This window comes from Klebsiella sp. 141153, assembly GCF_032601995.1.
GTDB lineage: Bacteria > Pseudomonadota > Gammaproteobacteria > Enterobacterales > Enterobacteriaceae > Klebsiella > Klebsiella aerogenes.
Window position 1 is genome coordinate 244709 of sequence record NZ_JAQIRJ010000006.1, and the last position, 15668, is coordinate 260376.

General features: G+C 51.5%; 22 protein-coding genes. 14 read left to right on the forward strand and 8 right to left on the reverse strand.

Features of this window, described 5'->3' with window-relative positions; translation table 11 throughout:
- Positions 1-9 precede the first annotated feature (9 nt).
- From PGS10_RS14315 to PGS10_RS14325, 3 genes are all read left to right on the forward strand, one after another.
- On the forward strand, positions 10-291 hold the full coding sequence (locus PGS10_RS14315) for a YcgL domain-containing protein (RefSeq protein WP_316423115.1): 282 nt from the start codon (positions 10-12) through the stop codon (positions 289-291).
- Between the two features lie 17 nt (positions 292-308).
- A complete protein-coding gene (locus tag PGS10_RS14320; protein WP_316423116.1) occupies positions 309-968 on the forward strand; it encodes a fumarylacetoacetate hydrolase family protein in 660 nt (219 codons plus the stop codon).
- Positions 969-1061: 93 nt separating this feature from the next.
- Positions 1062-1508, forward strand: a complete 447-nt coding sequence (locus PGS10_RS14325) for a YcgN family cysteine cluster protein (protein WP_045390420.1) — start codon at positions 1062-1064, stop codon at positions 1506-1508.
- A 26-nt stretch (positions 1509-1534) separates the two neighbouring features.
- Here PGS10_RS14325 and PGS10_RS14330 read toward each other — a convergent pair whose 3' ends face one another.
- The 5 genes from PGS10_RS14330 to gamL all read right to left on the reverse strand — a co-directional run bounded on the left by PGS10_RS14330 (position 1535) and on the right by gamL (position 4982).
- Positions 1535-2815, reverse strand: a complete 1281-nt coding sequence (locus PGS10_RS14330) for a site-specific integrase (protein WP_316423117.1) — start codon at positions 2813-2815, stop codon at positions 1535-1537.
- Between the two features lie 31 nt (positions 2816-2846).
- Positions 2847-3095, reverse strand: a complete 249-nt coding sequence (locus PGS10_RS14335) for an excisionase family protein (RefSeq protein ID WP_015705920.1) — start codon at positions 3093-3095, stop codon at positions 2847-2849.
- Positions 3096-3156: 61 nt separating this feature from the next.
- Complete coding sequence (locus PGS10_RS14340; protein ID WP_316423118.1) at positions 3157-3837, reverse strand: lambda exonuclease family protein; 681 nt, start codon at positions 3835-3837, stop codon at positions 3157-3159.
- A complete protein-coding gene (gene bet, locus PGS10_RS14345; RefSeq protein ID WP_316423119.1) occupies positions 3834-4679 on the reverse strand; it encodes a phage recombination protein Bet in 846 nt (281 codons plus the stop codon). The genes PGS10_RS14340 and bet overlap by 4 nt, the downstream gene beginning before the upstream one ends.
- An 18-nt stretch (positions 4680-4697) precedes the next feature.
- Positions 4698-4982: a host nuclease inhibitor GamL gene (gene gamL / locus PGS10_RS14350; RefSeq protein WP_015705911.1), complete on the reverse strand. Its 285-nt coding sequence runs from the start codon at positions 4980-4982 to the stop codon at positions 4698-4700.
- 134 nt (positions 4983-5116) lie between these two features.
- On the opposite strand from gamL, the gene PGS10_RS14355 reads away from it, so the two are divergent.
- Entirely contained in the window at positions 5117-5431 is a 315-nt protein-coding gene (locus PGS10_RS14355) for a hypothetical protein (RefSeq protein ID WP_101739611.1), read from the forward strand.
- A gap of 4 nt (positions 5432-5435) precedes the next feature.
- On the opposite strand, the gene PGS10_RS14360 is transcribed toward PGS10_RS14355, so the two are convergent.
- The 3 genes from PGS10_RS14360 to PGS10_RS14370 form a co-directional block, all read right to left on the reverse strand.
- A complete protein-coding gene (locus tag PGS10_RS14360) occupies positions 5436-5642 on the reverse strand; it encodes a phage encoded cell division inhibitor protein (protein ID WP_015705909.1) in 207 nt (68 codons plus the stop codon).
- A 283-nt stretch (positions 5643-5925) separates the two neighbouring features.
- Positions 5926-6306, reverse strand: a complete 381-nt coding sequence (locus PGS10_RS14365) for a hypothetical protein (protein WP_165430678.1) — start codon at positions 6304-6306, stop codon at positions 5926-5928.
- Positions 6307-7018: 712 nt separating this feature from the next.
- Positions 7019-7771, reverse strand: coding sequence for a LexA family protein (locus tag PGS10_RS14370; protein ID WP_032709994.1), 753 nt, complete (start codon positions 7769-7771; stop codon positions 7019-7021).
- Between the two features lie 41 nt (positions 7772-7812).
- Between PGS10_RS14370 and PGS10_RS14375 the strand changes: the two genes are divergently transcribed.
- The 10 genes from PGS10_RS14375 to PGS10_RS14420 all read left to right on the forward strand — a co-directional run bounded on the left by PGS10_RS14375 (position 7813) and on the right by PGS10_RS14420 (position 15657).
- The gene (locus PGS10_RS14375) at positions 7813-8046 is read left to right on the forward strand and encodes a helix-turn-helix domain-containing protein (protein ID WP_262831423.1); all 234 of its coding nucleotides are present in this window, start codon (positions 7813-7815) and stop codon (positions 8044-8046) included.
- A 16-nt stretch (positions 8047-8062) separates the two neighbouring features.
- Positions 8063-8605: a toxin YdaT domain-containing protein gene (locus tag PGS10_RS14380; protein WP_316423120.1), complete on the forward strand. Its 543-nt coding sequence runs from the start codon at positions 8063-8065 to the stop codon at positions 8603-8605.
- 184 nt (positions 8606-8789) lie between these two features.
- Positions 8790-9722, forward strand: a complete 933-nt coding sequence (locus PGS10_RS14385; protein ID WP_193129563.1) for a replication protein — start codon at positions 8790-8792, stop codon at positions 9720-9722.
- Positions 9719-10420, forward strand: a complete 702-nt coding sequence (locus PGS10_RS14390) for a replication protein P (RefSeq protein ID WP_316423121.1) — start codon at positions 9719-9721, stop codon at positions 10418-10420. The genes PGS10_RS14385 and PGS10_RS14390 overlap by 4 nt, the downstream gene beginning before the upstream one ends.
- A complete protein-coding gene (locus tag PGS10_RS14395; protein WP_316423122.1) occupies positions 10417-10710 on the forward strand; it encodes a protein ren in 294 nt (97 codons plus the stop codon). Before PGS10_RS14390 ends, PGS10_RS14395 begins: the two co-directional genes overlap by 4 nt.
- A complete protein-coding gene (locus PGS10_RS14400) occupies positions 10707-11828 on the forward strand; it encodes a DGQHR domain-containing protein (RefSeq protein WP_316423123.1) in 1122 nt (373 codons plus the stop codon). The genes PGS10_RS14395 and PGS10_RS14400 overlap by 4 nt, the downstream gene beginning before the upstream one ends.
- A complete protein-coding gene (locus PGS10_RS14405) occupies positions 11821-12027 on the forward strand; it encodes a hypothetical protein (protein ID WP_316423124.1) in 207 nt (68 codons plus the stop codon). Before PGS10_RS14400 ends, PGS10_RS14405 begins: the two co-directional genes overlap by 8 nt.
- Before the next feature lie 130 nt (positions 12028-12157).
- Positions 12158-13441, forward strand: a complete 1284-nt coding sequence (locus PGS10_RS14410) for a tail fiber domain-containing protein (RefSeq protein ID WP_410477090.1) — start codon at positions 12158-12160, stop codon at positions 13439-13441.
- A 3-nt stretch (positions 13442-13444) separates the two neighbouring features.
- Positions 13445-15388: an S-type pyocin domain-containing protein gene (locus tag PGS10_RS14415; RefSeq protein ID WP_316423125.1), complete on the forward strand. Its 1944-nt coding sequence runs from the start codon at positions 13445-13447 to the stop codon at positions 15386-15388.
- Positions 15385-15657, forward strand: a complete 273-nt coding sequence (locus tag PGS10_RS14420; protein WP_047037020.1) for a hypothetical protein — start codon at positions 15385-15387, stop codon at positions 15655-15657. Before PGS10_RS14415 ends, PGS10_RS14420 begins: the two co-directional genes overlap by 4 nt.
- Positions 15658-15668: the final 11 nt, after the last annotated feature.

Sequence of the window (15668 nt, forward strand, 5' to 3'; positions counted from 1 at the left end):
AGTAAAACTATGTTTTGTGTGATCTATCGAAGTGCTAAACGTGAACAAACCTATTTATATGTCGAAAAAAAGGACGATTTCTCACGCGTCCCGCCGGAACTGATGGCAAGCTTCGGCACCCCGCAGATGACCATGCTGCTGCCGCTCGACGGGCGCAAGACGCTGGCTAACGCTGACCTCGAAAAAGTAAAACAAGCGCTCGTCGATCAGGGCTATTACCTTCAACTTCCTCCCCCTCCTGAGAATCTACTTAAGAAACACCTCGCGGAACAGGGGAATAAATCCGATTAACCCATTGAGGGAAAATAATGTACCAACATCATAACTGGCAGGGTGAGTTACTGGATTATCCAGTGAGCAAAGTGGTGTGCGTTGGCAGTAATTACGCAAAACATATTAAGGAGATGGGCAGCGCGATGCCGGAAGAACCGGTGCTGTTTATTAAACCTGAAACGGCGCTATGCGATATCCGCCAGCCGTTGGTACTGCCTGAAGGATTGGGCTCGGTGCATCATGAGGTTGAACTGGCGGTGCTGATAGGCAGTACCCTGCGCCAGGCCAGCGAAGACCACGTACGCAAGGCGATTGCCGGTTATGCCGTGGCGCTCGATCTCACCCTGCGTGATATTCAGGGCAAGATGAAAAAGGCCGGGCAACCGTGGGAGAAAGCTAAGGGGTTTGATAACGCCTGTCCGATCTCCGGTTTTATTCCTGCCGCCGAGTTCAACGGCGATCCGCAAAATACGCCGCTAAGCCTGAAGATTAATGGTGAAGTCCGCCAGCAGGGGACGACCGCGGATATGATTCATAAGATCGTACCGCTAATTGCCTATATGTCGCGCTTCTTTACGCTGAAAGCGGGCGATATCATCCTGACCGGGACGCCGGACGGTGTCGGGCCGCTGGCCAGCGGCGACGAGCTGGAAGTCGGCTTCAATGGTTTGACGTTGTCTACCCGCGTGCTGTAACGTCCGCTTGCCGCCTTTTGGGGCGGCAAAACTTGCATCGGCGTGCCAGACTGGTTATAAGGTGCACCCTGAATTGTAATGACGGACATCCCAATGAGCGAACAACCTTTCTGGCAACAAAAAACACTGGATGAAATGACCGACGCGGAGTGGGAATCACTGTGCGACGGCTGCGGACAGTGCTGCCTGCATAAGCTAATGGATGAAGATACCGACGAGATTTACTTTACTAACGTCGCCTGCCGTCAGCTCAACATTAAAACCTGCCAGTGCCGCAACTACGAGCGTCGCTTCGAGTACGAACCGGACTGCATCAAACTCACGCGTGAGAATCTGCCGACCTTCGAATGGCTGCCGCACACCTGCGCCTATCGCCTGCTGGCGGAAGGTAAACCGCTGCCACACTGGCATCCGCTGCTGACCGGCTCAAAAGTGGCGATGCACGGCGAACGTATTTCCGTGCGCCATATAGCGGTGAAAGAGTCCACCGTCGTCGACTGGCAGGACCATATCTTAAACAAACCAGACTGGGCGCAATGACACGTTGAAATGAAAGGGAAAAGTGGTTACTGATTTAGAGCCTGGGGCATGGATGGGGCAAAACCTCCAAAATTTGCGTTGAGTATCGCCATCTGATTACTGTTGTTGTCAGTCATCCATTTTCCGTAAACGTTGTAAACCATTTGTGCTGACGTGTGGCCCATCTGTGAAGCAATGAAGTTAGGATTTGCTCCCGCACTTAATGCCCAGCATGCGAAAGTGTGTCTTGATTCATACGCACGGCGATGACGAATGCCGGCTCTCTTGAGCACATCATTCCACGTCGCGCCGAAAGAACCAGGCGCATACCAGTCTCCACCTTTTCCATTCCTTGCAGTCAACCGCGGGACAAATACGAAAGTACACGCATCTGTTCTAGTTCTGCCGAACTCTCTCAAATGCACTTCTATTTGATGCTGTTTGCCCATCCGTGTATAAGCCATCTGGCTTTTCAGAGCCTGTATTGCTGCGTCGGTGAGCACTATTTCCCGGTTACCGCATTCTGTTTTAGGCGGGGTGAAATGCCCTTTAATGGCAATGTTGCGGCTTACAGTGATTGTCCATTTTTTCAGGTCTATATCTTCCCAGGCAAGCGCACTAATTTCTCCGTGACGTAGTCCAGTGTTAACGGCCAGTATCCACAGATTTTTTATTTGCTCTGATGGGCAAGCGTCAAGAAGTCGGAAATATTCTTCGTGGGTAAGTGGGTCTGGTTCCGATCTACTCTTCCTGAGAGGATCAATGCCTTCGAATGGGTTTCTGTCGATATACCCATTTTGCTTAGCGAAAGAAAACATGCCTCCAAGGCAGTTAAGGTAAACATTTACTGTTCTCACTGTCCGGCCTTTTTTGGCGGAGCGATTCTTCTGGTGTTTCCCACAAATCTGGAACCCTGTAAGCAACTCCTTTCTTACTAACAGAATCTGTTCCGTGTTAATGCTGGTAAGCATATTGTCTGGGCCCAGTAATTCGCAGCAAATTTTGATGTAAGACCGGTAACGGTTGAAGGCGTTAAGCGTAATTTCCATCCTCTTAAGCTCCAACCATCTTTTGGCGAGTTCGCCAACAGTAATCCCTGGGCGCGTCAGGCCAAATCGCCCAAGGTTTGAAGACTGCGGAAACTGCTCGACATAATTGAACGTGCCGATCTTGATGGCATAGCAAATGGTCGTTCTCAGTTCTCCTGCCATTCTCCTGTTTTTTGGGGTGTCAGGTATACCGAGATTTTCCCGAACCCTTACACCCTTATATATAAACCACAGGCGCAAACTACCCCCGTGATTTTCTACCCCGGTAGGATATTTCATGCGTTCTCCTTGTTGTGAATCACTGGGGTATTTAAACAGATTTCTGGCGCGGGATCGCCGGTCGCTGACGTTCAACCCAGTTGTCTATCTCTAAGCGATTGTAGAGGATAGGGGAGTTGTCCTTAGGCTGGCAGTCTCCGGAATAGTGCCGATACTCGCGACCTTCCATCCATGATTTTTCGCGGGCCGATTTGATAGCGTTTTTGGTGAGTCCGGTGATCGTCATCAGCACTTCTTCCGAAACCCACTTATTAGGAGTCAGCTGAATAACTTCGCTCATGTTGTTCTCCAGGCAAAAGAACCCGGCGCCAGGCCGGGTAAAAGGGATAATGGAGTGCGTTTCATTTCCACTGCTCCCCGAAGGTAAAGCCGATCTCTTCCAGCGATTCGTCCATCTTGCTGATGAACTCAGGCACCATTTCGTTGAAGTCGGACATGTATTTGTCGTCGCGCTCAACAACTACGTGATGAATGCCTTCTCGCTTCATGCGAGGGTCATAATTCGCGAAATACCAGGCATCTTTGCCGGTTACCCACATGCTGAATTGCACCTGGGCCATATAGGCTGACTTGATAGCCTCAAAGCCGCCAAGCCGGAATTTCATGAAGTCGCGAGAGGTGAAAGGGCACTTCAGCTCAAGGCCGCGGCCATCATTACACAGGCCGTCAGGTGAGCAGGCGGTACGCATGCCTTCGTCGCGGAACAGGATCGGAGACTCCGCGACTTTCACGTCAGTGGTGAACTCAAAAAGAGTGCGGGCGTCTTCCTCGTACTGCTTACCCCAGGCCAGCGCCTTGGCGTTTATCTCTGGCGCAACGCCTGTGCATACCTCGGCGAGTAGGGTGTGGAAGTAGGACATTTTCATGTCTGTCCACTTCTTCCCAGATCTTGGCTTGGCGATGACGTTATGCACTTCGGAGGCAGTGATGACGCCGAGGCGCAGCCGGTGCCACGCCTCATCGCCCTGTTGGATGTTGTTTACGTCAATGCCGGTCCTGGCTAGGATAATTTCAGGTGTCATGCTGCCACCTGCGCTTTTTTCTGGAGGAAGCTATAGCCTTTCTGCGCTTCTTCTTCGGTGAGTTGTGATGCCAGGAAAATATCACGCTTGAAGATGTTGCTGCACAGAGGCAGGAAGTCCTGTTCCCAGTCTTTATTCAGTGACGATAAGAGATCGGTGATTGCCTGCAGCGTTTCATCGCTGGCCACTAGGGGGAGCTCCTCTGTAGTGCTGCGCGGAGTAACGTCACGCACATCCAATTCCAGCGTTTTACCTTCCATCTCTTCGGCTGTAGGCTGCTGTCCAATCTCAGGCCATGCCTTACGCAACGCCTGGGCTTCTGCGCATTTCGCCAGCTGGCCGTATGGGCGCTTTTTCCACATAGCGTTCGGCGCCGTGGTGTCGCGGCCGCCGGTGGCATAGTTTTCAATCCAGTATTCTTTGGCGCTGAATTCGACGATCTCGCCGCTCGGCATGCGCTTGAAAACGGTGTATTTGCACCACTGAGGGAAGGTAACCTCGACACCAGTAAGCGTCTGAGTTACGTCGGGACCGAATTCTGGTTCCCGCGCCCCAGCATAATCGCCGGAACGGTCTGCCTGAATGCGGTAAAGCCCGATTCCCGGCATGACCACGTCGCGCCATTCACTTTTCCCTGTTCTCGAATCTTTGACGCTCATCGGCACGAGGTGGACAGGCTTCAGTAGTGGATCCAGTTGGCGGGCGCGGCAATAATCGAGCGCCATCATCACAGATTCGTCTTTGGCGCCAGGGTAGATGCTGTTCTTCAGCGCGCTCCAAGTAGCGACGTCGATGCCTTTTTCTTGCAGCGCGCTCGCTGTGATTGTTAATTCGTTTGCCATCGTTAATCCCCTCAAAAATTAAAACGGGCAGCCGGTACGGTGTTCCCAGTCGTATTCCGCCTGGGAGTAAGCAACTGCCGAAATGAAATCGTTATATGCCTCTCCGGCGGCATCGCTGCGGAGTCCTTCGTATGGGCTTTTGTCCATCGGTACAGAGAAGAGGAACAGACCTGACGGCTCTTTCGGCAGGGCGTCGATAATTTCCTGCGCCCGGTCGTCAATCCACTTTTCTTTTTCCTCGGAAAGCTGTTGCTCAACCCAACGACGATCTTCAATGCAGTCGTAAGTGAGAAATTCGTTCATGTCTGAACTCCTGAAATTTGGATGTGCAGAGCCCGGCTGCATGAAGCCAGCCCGGCCTTTCAATGTGAAACTTGATTAATCAGCATGACGGCTCAGAATGTATGAAGCGCAGCGGCGACAAATAAGGTGACCAGATGCTGATTGATAAAAAATTGCCAACTCCGATGTACCCAACCGAAGAGATGGGTAAGCGTTCTAAACGGAATCGTTGGTTTGTGAAGGAAAAGGGTAGTGATCAGCCAAGCGATCAGTCATGGTATGACTGGTGGAAATCACGTTCACTTGGTTTAGGTGAGAGTGGACATATAGCGTGGCGTTCTACGTGTATCGCAAAAAATGCACCTGATCCGTTTAATCCGCCTGATTTCTTTGAAGTCGATTTTAGAGCGCCTGATGGCAAGCTTTACAACCTCGAATTCAAGCTCGCGCCTCACGGGCCAAATAAATGACAGGTTAGTTGCTTAAGCCGTTTCCGCGTCCATCGAGGTAGATCTCGATAAGCAGGGCTTTGGTGTAGGTACGTTCGCAGCCGCGGTGAAGGTACAACTTGCCGCGCTTGTGAGCTGATGCCGTCCAAGTGCCGTCGCGATGCTTAACCAGCATGCCTGGCTGAACGGCGCCGCGGTTAACGGTCTGGGTACCGTAGTGCTGACTAATCATGGAAGACCTCCATCACAAATAAGGCAATCAGCAGGTATATTGCTATCAAGCCAATGCAGAAGCGGACCATGTATCGCCAGCACCGGCGCGACATACCGCAACGACCATCATCAAATTCATCGTGATTCATATCACCCTCGTTGCCTTATCGCCGGCCCGCGGAACAAGAAAGACTCCTGCGCTTAATCTCTGGCGGTGGATGGCCGCCGGTTGTCATAACTAAGCCGCCTCGGTGAAGCGACTGAGGTATGAAAAGGCCGCCTAAGCGGCCTTTGGCTCAGTGTTATTTGGTGAGGTCCTGAACTTCCAGGATGAAGCTTTCTGCTGGTTCGTTGAACTGCTGCATCTGATCAATGACGTTCAGTTCCAGGTAATCGCCAAACTGACCGTTAGTGGAAATAATCAGATGGTCTGGATATTCCGGATTGGCGAAGTTGTCGATTTGCCACAGAATTGCAGGGAAGGTATCAACGTTAGAGAGCTCATTTTGCTCAAAAATGCCGCCAAACATGTTCATAGGGCGGCGCTCAAAAATGCCGGTAGCGGAAATACCAACACGAACAAATGGGCTGAAGGTTTTCGCCTTCTCCACGTTGATTTCAACCGCCAGCTGATTACCGACGATTTTCTTTGCAGACAGGAATACATTTTCAAATTGGCTCATTTACTTCTCCTTGGATTATTAAAGGACTATCTCGATCCATTATTTGGGCTTAACGGGAGAACCCTTTTAAGACCTGCAGGTAAATCTTTGCCACAATCTCGCAGTGGCTAGCGCCGGTCTCCCGGTCATCTTTTGAAGCTGCTTACGCGTTAACCGGGCGCTAACCGGTAACTCAGTGATGCTTTACGCCTCCTTTCCCTCACTACGCCGCCGTGGGAACCCGACCGTATTAACGCCGTCGTCACGCTGCCTGAACAGGCATCAAAGTGCGGTCTATCCGCTTTAATGCTTCATTGGAGTCTCTCCTCTAAGTTGATGCCCCGATGTTCAGGGCGACTGAGCAACCAACCATCACCGGGCCGTAATCCTCTTCGTGTGCTATACCCGCCACGCGTTACACACCTGCCTCAGTCCTATTGGGCGCTCTGTTCAATTTGCCAGGAGCGTTCCGGGTGATTGTGTTGCTTATCTGATTTGTTAATGAGCAGGCGACTTGCTGTCCGCCGCGGCTTAACTCTGGTGGCCGCATCGATGTTTCGTTTCGATGGAGTGAATTTAGCGTTATGCTAAATCAATATCAATAGCAAAATGCTAAATTATTCGTTGGTTGGATTTAGCGTATTGATTAATAAGCGATTAAAAATTTACTGGGCAGGAATTTAGGGTGTAAAAAAGCCCGCACGATGGCGGGCTTGATAGGTATTGTGTCAGGCTATGGAATGTTCAGTATCTTGGCATCAACCACTACACCGATAATTTTACAGTTGCCATTAACTTCTATCATTGGGTAAGCGGGGTTAAGAGGCTTAAGGAATCGCCTGCCTGCATCGATGACAAGCTTCTTAAAGGTTGCTTCGTTATCGCCTTCCAGCTTTGCAACAACCAGCTTTCCGTTGCGAGGCTCCACTTCAGGATCAACTAGGATGGCCGCTCCCTCAGGAATGCTCAGGCCTGCAGGGGAGGTCATGGAGTCTCCTTTGACGTCCAGCCAGAATGAATCTTCAGAACAGATAACGGTCGTGTCATACCAGCGATCAATCGCTCTACGGTGATAAGGTTCTACAGCTTCCATCCATTGTCCCGCGCTTACCCAGCTTATTACCGGATAACTTCCTTTTGTATCGTTCAGTCCTCGAAATGCAACGTTCGAAGGTTCTTCATTAGAGTGTAAAACATCCATCCAGCCAAAAGGCAGATCAAGAGCGGTTTCAATTTTACGAGCCATCTTATCGCCAATATTGCGATGAGGGGTCGGTCCCAGGAGCTGGCTAAGGGCAGCCGGACTTGTCTCGATGAGTTCGGCGAACTGCGCCTTGGTCATTCCAGATTCGTGCTGGCGCTTCTCATACAGCGCTTCCAGGTTGGCTTTTCGGATTTCTTTATTTTCCATCCCTGCATTGTTACTGCTTTTAGCAAATCGATAAATGTGCAAATTGCTAAATGTTGCTTGCGTAGTATTTAGCATAACGCTAAACTCCAAATCAAACGACTCACCCGGAGACACCAATGAGCACTGAACTACACCGCTGGCGCAAGACCGCCACTACCGACGAATGGGCACAGCTCGCAAAGTTGGCTAACACGACGCCTGGGTACCTGGACCAGATCGCCTACGGAAATCGCCGGGCATCTCCAGAAATGGCATCTGCTATCGAAAAAGGCACGAAGAATTTTCATCGCCAGGCTCCGGTCCTCAAAGAAAGCCTGGTATTCGCATCGCCGCGTGATACAGCGGCCTAACCACGAAGGGAAATCGATGCAATCACTTACGTATCACCACAATACCGGATTCGTTCCGGCCGCGATGATAAATCGCGCTCAATCAAAACAGGATCACGATCATGACCTTATCCGAGATGCAGTAAGAGCCTGGGCGTCGGCTATCGAAAATCAGGACGTGGTATCAGCTCTGATTATCAACGAGTACCGGGAGCAGGGCGGCAATTCAATCAGCTTTCCTGACGATATCAGCCGGGCCCGGCAGAAACTCTTTCGCTTCCTGGATAACCGGTTTGATTCCGATCAGTACCGCGAGAACGTTCGCCAGCTGACTCCGGCAATCATGGCCGTGCTGCCGCTGGAGTACCGCCACCGACTTCTTCCAGAAGACAGTTTCATGTCCCGCTTCGCTCGCCTTGAGAAGGAAACGAGCGAAGCGAAAGTGGCCGTTGCGATGAACGCCCCGCGCCATCAAAAGCTGAAGGAGCTGAGTGAGGGGATCGTAGAGATGTTCCGTGTTGACCCGGAACTGACTGCGCCTTTGATGGCTATGGTCACGTCGATGCTGGGGGTTATGTGAAGACGTTAGGAATGGGTGAAGACTGTTGTGCGCCAACACAGACAGCCTTCGATGCAATAACGCGAGTCAATTGCGAGGTCATTATGACAAACGCTAATCAAAAACGCCAGGCGCAGGAGGTTTAACTGTGTCGAACGTAGCTTACGCCAATTTCGCGGCACACTCAGCCGCTAGGAGCAACAGGATGGAGAACCAGAAGTCTGGTTACGTCCCGTTGTACCGGAGCATCAAGAAGAAGTCATGGGCTAAAGACGTGTTCCTGCGCGCATTGTGGGAAAACCTTCTCATTGACGCAGCCAGACAGCCATATGTGGCCTTCTTCAAGGGCAAGCAATGGCCTCTGCAAACCGGTCAACTGGTCGTCACTGCTGCAGATCTTGGGCTTCAGTTGTGTGACCGTCAGGGTAATCCGACAAGCCGTGACGCAGTTGAGAGAATGCTGTCTGTCTTCGTTCGCGAAGGGATGATCACCATCGAAGGAGAGAAACGAAAAGGCAGGGTGATCACCATTAAAAACTATGTCGAATATGCTCAAAAAATGGACGATTTACCCGCACATAAAGCCGCACATATAAGCGCACATGACGAAGCCTGTAATGGCGCGGGTTCGGAAGGGTATGCCGCACATAAGGCCGCACAATTCCCCGCACATCATGAACAAGAAGGTAATAACAAGAATATAAATAACTCTTCGTCCGAGAATTCTGACGAATCCTCTGACAAGCCCGGAAAGAAAACTCCTGTTTTGAGACCAGAAGCAGCGATCCAGAGCGGAACCAAATGGGGCAACTCTGAAGACCTCCGCTGTGCTGAATGGCTGTTCACTGTCGTACAGGGCATCGCCCCCTCTGCAAGAAAACCTAACTACGCCACCTGGGCGAATGATATCCGCCTGATGCGGGAGCGTGACAAGCGCACCCACAAGGAAATCGCCTCGCTGTTCAAGTGGGCCTGTGAAGACAAATTCTGGAAGGGCAATGTCCTGTGCCCATCAACCCTTCGCGAAAAGTGGACTCAGCTCGATATCAAGCGAGGTAAGCAGACCAACGGAATTACTGCCGACAAGCCGAAGGTTGACCTGACCAACACTGACTGGATTTACGGAGTGCAGCTATGAAAAGCCTTGCAGAGCAGATGCATAACTTTGACCGCGAGCAGATGCGCCGCGTTGCGCACAACCTGCCGGAGCAGTACGACGAGAAACCGCAGCTTGAGCAGGTGGCCCAGGTCATCAACAGCGTGTTCAGCCAGTTGCTGGCCGCGTTCCCGGCAACCACTGCTAATCGTGACCAGACCGAGATGAACGAAATCCGGCGCCAGTGGGTTCTGGCATTCAGGGAAAACGGCATCACCACCATGGAGCAGGTTGCAGCTGGTATGCAGGTAGCCCGTCGTCAGGAACGCCCATTTCTTCCGTCACCCGGCCAGTTTGTCGCCTGGTGCAAGGCAGAAGAAGCCGTGGCGGCCGGGTTACCGAACGCCGATAAGCTGGTGGATATGATTTACCAGTATTGCCGCACCCGCGGACAGTATCCGGATGCCGAATCTTACCCCTGGGACTCCAACGCGCACTACTGGCTGGTTACATCCCTGTACCAGAACATGCGAGCAAACGGTCTCAGCGACGCTGAGTTACGCCGTAAGGCATCGGAAGAACTGGCGCGCATGGCTAACCGAATTAACTCAGGAGAGACGATTCCGGAGCCCGTTAAGCAACTTCCTGTTCTTGGTGGTAAGCCGCTATCACGCATGCAGGGGCTGGCCAGGCTGGCTGAAATTCGCGAGAAGCACGGACTGAGAGGGCGCAAACAATGACCGGCAAAGATGCAATTCTGAATTACCTCAAGACACACAAAACCTGCAGCTCCCCAGATGTGGCTGAAGCTTCTGGCATGTCTCACACCTGCATTAACCAGGCGGCCAACATTCTGGTAAAGCAGGGCGTACTGGTGGCAGTAGCGAAGGTCTGGCGAACGGTTCACTACCGGCTGGCCACCGAGGAAGAAATCTCCGGTCAGAAGAGTACCAATCAGATTTTCAACGAGTGCCGGCAGAGCCCGGTTATGAAACGAATTTTAGCGGTCTACGGGAGAGCGCAGGCATGAATAACGAAATTGAACTCACAGCAGCACTGGCAACGAGCAAGAAGAGTAAAGTTGGCGATCATTTCTTTGAGTTCCCCGCATCACGTGGAACTCAGGGTGGTTCAATTGTCCTGATGCTGACTGTTCCTGCTCGGACACTAACGCGAGTCCTTGCCAGTGATAATTATGGGGACACTCTTGAACGCTCACAGCGAGAACTGAACCCAGCCCGGGCGAAAAAGTTTTATCAGTATCTGGTTGAAGCATACGAAAACAAAGAGCCATTTATCATTCCACCGCTGGTAGGTAACTGCGACTCGTATGTTGAATTCGAAGAGTTCGGAAACACTAATGTCGGGGTGGCCCGATTCCCGATGGATGCAGAGATTAAATTGTTTGATGGTCAGCATCGCGCAGCCGGTATTGCGGAGTATTGCCGCACCATTGATGAGCCGATCCACGTACCGATGATGCTTACTCTCCAGTTGCCACTGAAGACACGACAGCAGTTTTTCTCGGACATTAACAACAATGTTTCGAAGCCATCTGCGGCTATCAACATGGCCTATAACAGGCGTGATAAGAATGCGCAGGAGATGGTTAATTTTATCAGCTCACACGATGTCTTTTCTGAAGTCACCGATTTTGAGCATAACGTCGTTCCCGCTAAAAGCGATAAGTGGGTAAGTTTTAAAGCCCTTACTGATGCTACTGCGAAATTCTCTGGTTCCTGCTCACAGGATGATCTGGAGGGCTTATGGAATGCGTGGCTAATGCTGACCGGGTTAGATGATATTCGCCGAGGCACGAACAAAGCTGAGTACAAACGCGAGTATATCCAGTTCCATGCAGTAATGATTAATGCCTTCGGCTATGCAGTGCAGAGGTTAAGCGAAGGTCGTGGAGTTCGCGGGGTCACATTGATGATTGAAGACCTGGTAATGAATACCGGCATCACTGATCGCGAAGATTTTTTCCTCATTTCTTCCTGGGATGGTGTTTGCGCTAGCTGTGAAAAATCCAGGCCAACGGTCATTGCTAATGTCTCCGCTCAGAAAGCAGCGGCTTTACGTCTGATGGATGCCATCGTGAACAAGAACCTGACTGTGACTAATAGTAAGGATGCCTGCCATGACTGATCTCACTCGACTGTTAGGCAGCCTCAAGCGTCGCGCAGCCCACGCAAAAGAGTTTGGCCACGATGTTCTGTTTGTGAAGCTAGAAGACATTGATGCGCTGGTAGCGATGCTGGAATCGAAAACATCTTCGTCAGATTCACTGGGTCAGCCTGGTGAAAAAGAGGCAATCTTAGCGAGTGGTGCGTTGAAACATCCTTGAGCTGCGTCGATAGAGCACCTCTAAAAACATCGTAGATGTGACCAAATCAACGATAACACAAGGGTTATTTAATGCTTTAATCTCAGTAAGTTAAGCGTAGGGCAGTCTAAAGAGTGTCACCATTTCTTTAATCGATAGTGAAGTTGACGAACGTAAAAATCAGGACTATAAGTACTGTATAAATACACATGTGTATTTATACAGTATAGATTCTGGTATTCGACAAGGAAAAATGGAAATGGTTGACCAAAAAAGCAATGCACAAGTTTCAAACGGTGTTAACGACGATATTTCAGAAATGAAATCACTGACCACGTTGCGCAAGCGTGTGGTTACCGATGGTGAGGTGGTTTCTAAATCACAGAGCGCTTTTCGTCTGGCAGGTGGTAAAACGGGGGTCATCCTGCGCAATGACGGTAATGACTTTTACGCTCTTGTAACTCCAGAAGGTCAGGCGCAAGACGGACAATGGAACACCCTTCGCCCATTATCTTTCAATCTCAAAACTGGTCGTGTTTCTCTCCGTAATGGCGTGGACATTTCTGGTGGGGCAGTAGTTTCGCATAATGCAGGAATTTCGGCGCGTACGACCGGCCCGTCGCCGATCATAAATGGACAGACCTATTCAGCCCCCTCCATTCATACCGATTTTACAAGCGGCAATATCACCACCCAGATGATGATGGGCTCCAGGGTAGAAGCAGGCAAGCAAGATTACGGTCTGCTGTCCTATCGCGACTGGCAAGGTAAATGGAACGAACTGCGCGTTCGATCAAACGCCGAACTGGATGCTGGGCAGTTTACCAAACGCAATTCAGAGGGATGGATTAAAGCTGCAGGTAACCGTAACGTCAACAATGATAAAGACCGTAAAACCAATGCGTTATGGATTCAGGGCGCGGGGGATTTATCCGCAGACTTTTATCACTATGAGCGTATTGGTCAGCATCATTTCCTCGGACTACATGTAGCTAATGGTGGCGCGCAGGGGTGGTATGAATTCCGTAATGATGGTCATGCCTACACTAATGGTGCCTGGAATAGCAGCTCTGATGCGCGAATGAAAACGGATATCGAAAAAATCGATAATGCACTGGACAGACTCGACAGCATCGGTGGTTACATCTACCTCAAACAGGGGATGCCGGAAGCCGGGGTGATTGCTCAGGAAGTGGAGAAAGTGCTGCCACAGGCTGTGACGCAAACGACGTTGACGCTCAATGACGGCAGCATCCTTGAGGATGCCCGCAGTATTAACATCAACGGTGTGGTCGCCCTGCTGGTTGAGGCGCTTAAAGAAGAACGTCAGGCACGCCTGGAAGACCAGATGCTATTGCTGAAAGAGCAGGAAGCCCGGCAGGAGATTGAGCGCCGCCTGGCAGTGCTGGAAGGACGTGCGGGCCGGGAGGACTGATTCATGGATGAGTACGATTACAACAATGGTGTGCCGCCGGTGACGGGGAATGTCTGGTTGCCTGCTGATGAAGACGGTCCGGGGCGCTGGGTGGCTCCCACCTCTGGTAGCCTGAATGGCGACACGCTGACTGTTACCCCCACGAGCGGAAGCAGCGCCGGTCAGGGAGACGTGGCGTTCGGTGGTGGCAGCTACGGAAAAACGCCTTCCAGACTGCAGGCTGAAAGCTCTGCGGCCATTCATGCCACGGCAAAATGGTCAACCGAGAATCTGAAAAAAACGCAGGCGGCACAGGCGGAACGGGTCCGGGCGACCATGGCGGCACAGCAGGCGGCAAAGGCATCACAGGATAAACTCACGCAGCGGCTGAAGGATGTGACGAACGCGGCCATTCAGAAGGGCAGAGCCGGTCCGAGTGTCACTGACCGGGCTCATCAGACCAATATGGAGATGGCGGCATTCGCTGAAATGGTCGCACAGAACGAGGCCATAAAAAGGGCAGAAAAAGAAGCCAGGAAGGCAGAGGAGGCTTATCAGGCCGCTCTGCGCGCGCGCGAGGAGGCGCAGCGCCGGCAGGCTGAAATCGACCGGAAACTGAAGGAAGCCCAGGAACGTGAGGCCGCCGCGAAGGCAAAAGCCCTAGCGGACAAAGCAGCCGCGGAGAAAGCAGAAGCTGACCGGAAAGCGCTGTTCGCAAAGGCTGGCATCCTGGATACGCCAGTCTACACCCCGGAGATGGTGAAGGCGGCAAACGCTGCGCTGTCTGCCGGAGACTCAATGGCACTTTGTCAGGCCCCGGGAATGATACAGCTCTCGGCAGCCGGTGTGGGGACGCTTCCTTTCAACAGTAGTCTGGCGGGATGGGAGGCTGGTGCGCTCTGGCGCGGCGTCGACGTGCTTGCCAGAATCGCGCCGGTCGCGTCCGCCGTGGCCACGGTTGCCACTGTACTCACCCTTGTCAGGGCTGCACTGGATATCCCCGCAGCAGGTGAAGGCAGCGACAGGGTCCCCGGACGCGACGTTGACATGCTTGCCGCGCAGGCTAACCTGTATACGGCCATGAAGACGGAAATTAAGCCGGGAATGAAGAGCGTGGACTTGCCCGTCAGGGGGTATGTCTCCAGTGACGGCAATGGCCGGCAGTCGGTGAACCTGGTCAGAACGGGTACGGGCGGGATTTCGGCCACGGTACCGGTGCTGAGTGCCGTGCGTGACAAGGCGACAGGGCTTGATAAAATCAATGTTCCGGCGATGTCTGGTGCGCCGTCGCGGACCATCCTCGTGAATCCGGTTCCAATTGGCCCTGCTGTACCGTGGCATACCGGCAATAGCGGGCCAGTGCCAGTAACACCTGTTCACACCGGTACAGAGGCGAAGCAGGCTGACAGTATCGTCACGACAACTTTGCCGATTGCAGACATTCCGCCACTGCAGGACTTCATTTACTGGCAGCCGGATGCTTCTGGGACAGGTGTTGAGCCAATTTATGTTGTGATGAGTGGTATTTATGGTGAAACAAACGCTAAAGGTAAATCCAGCGGACGTCCATTTAATACTGACAGAGCAGGCGGTCCCATTCAGAGCTTGGACTGGAAAGCAGCAGTTATTGACCGAGAAGGTGTAAATAAGGTGAAACTGCATACCGGCCGATTTACTGAGTCTGATGCCAATAAAGTAATGATAGAGCGGCTGGAAAAAATTCTCTCCGGCGAGTTAAATGCAACAGACACCGATAAGCGATACTACACACATGAAATCAGAGAGTTGGAGCGATATCGGAATCTTGGTGTAGCAGATGGGACCCTTCCTGCTAACGCAGCGGAAGTGTGGAATAATACCCATACGGCTACTCTGGAGGACTATAAATTAGGTAACAGTGAAACTCTTTTATACACTCCAGAGGCACTCAAGGCAGCGGAAGAACAAGAACTAAGGGAGTTAAAATGATAGATTTTGAACGTATGGTAGCAGAACAAAATCTGGTAGATATTATCCTCTTCCTGGTAAGGAAAGAGAACGGCTTTGGTTACCCTCAAATGGATCGTTTTTTCAGTCGTCATAAGTTTTCAGTCATAGAGAACGGTGAGTTCATGAGGACATTTGAACAGATGCGACTAAAAGGAGAAGTTGAATTGGGAGAGAAAATGCTTGTTGTAAAAGGGCCGAACTGGAAAGAGCCGAGATTTGTTACCGAAAAAAAATACGGTATTGAATAACTCTTTTCTTA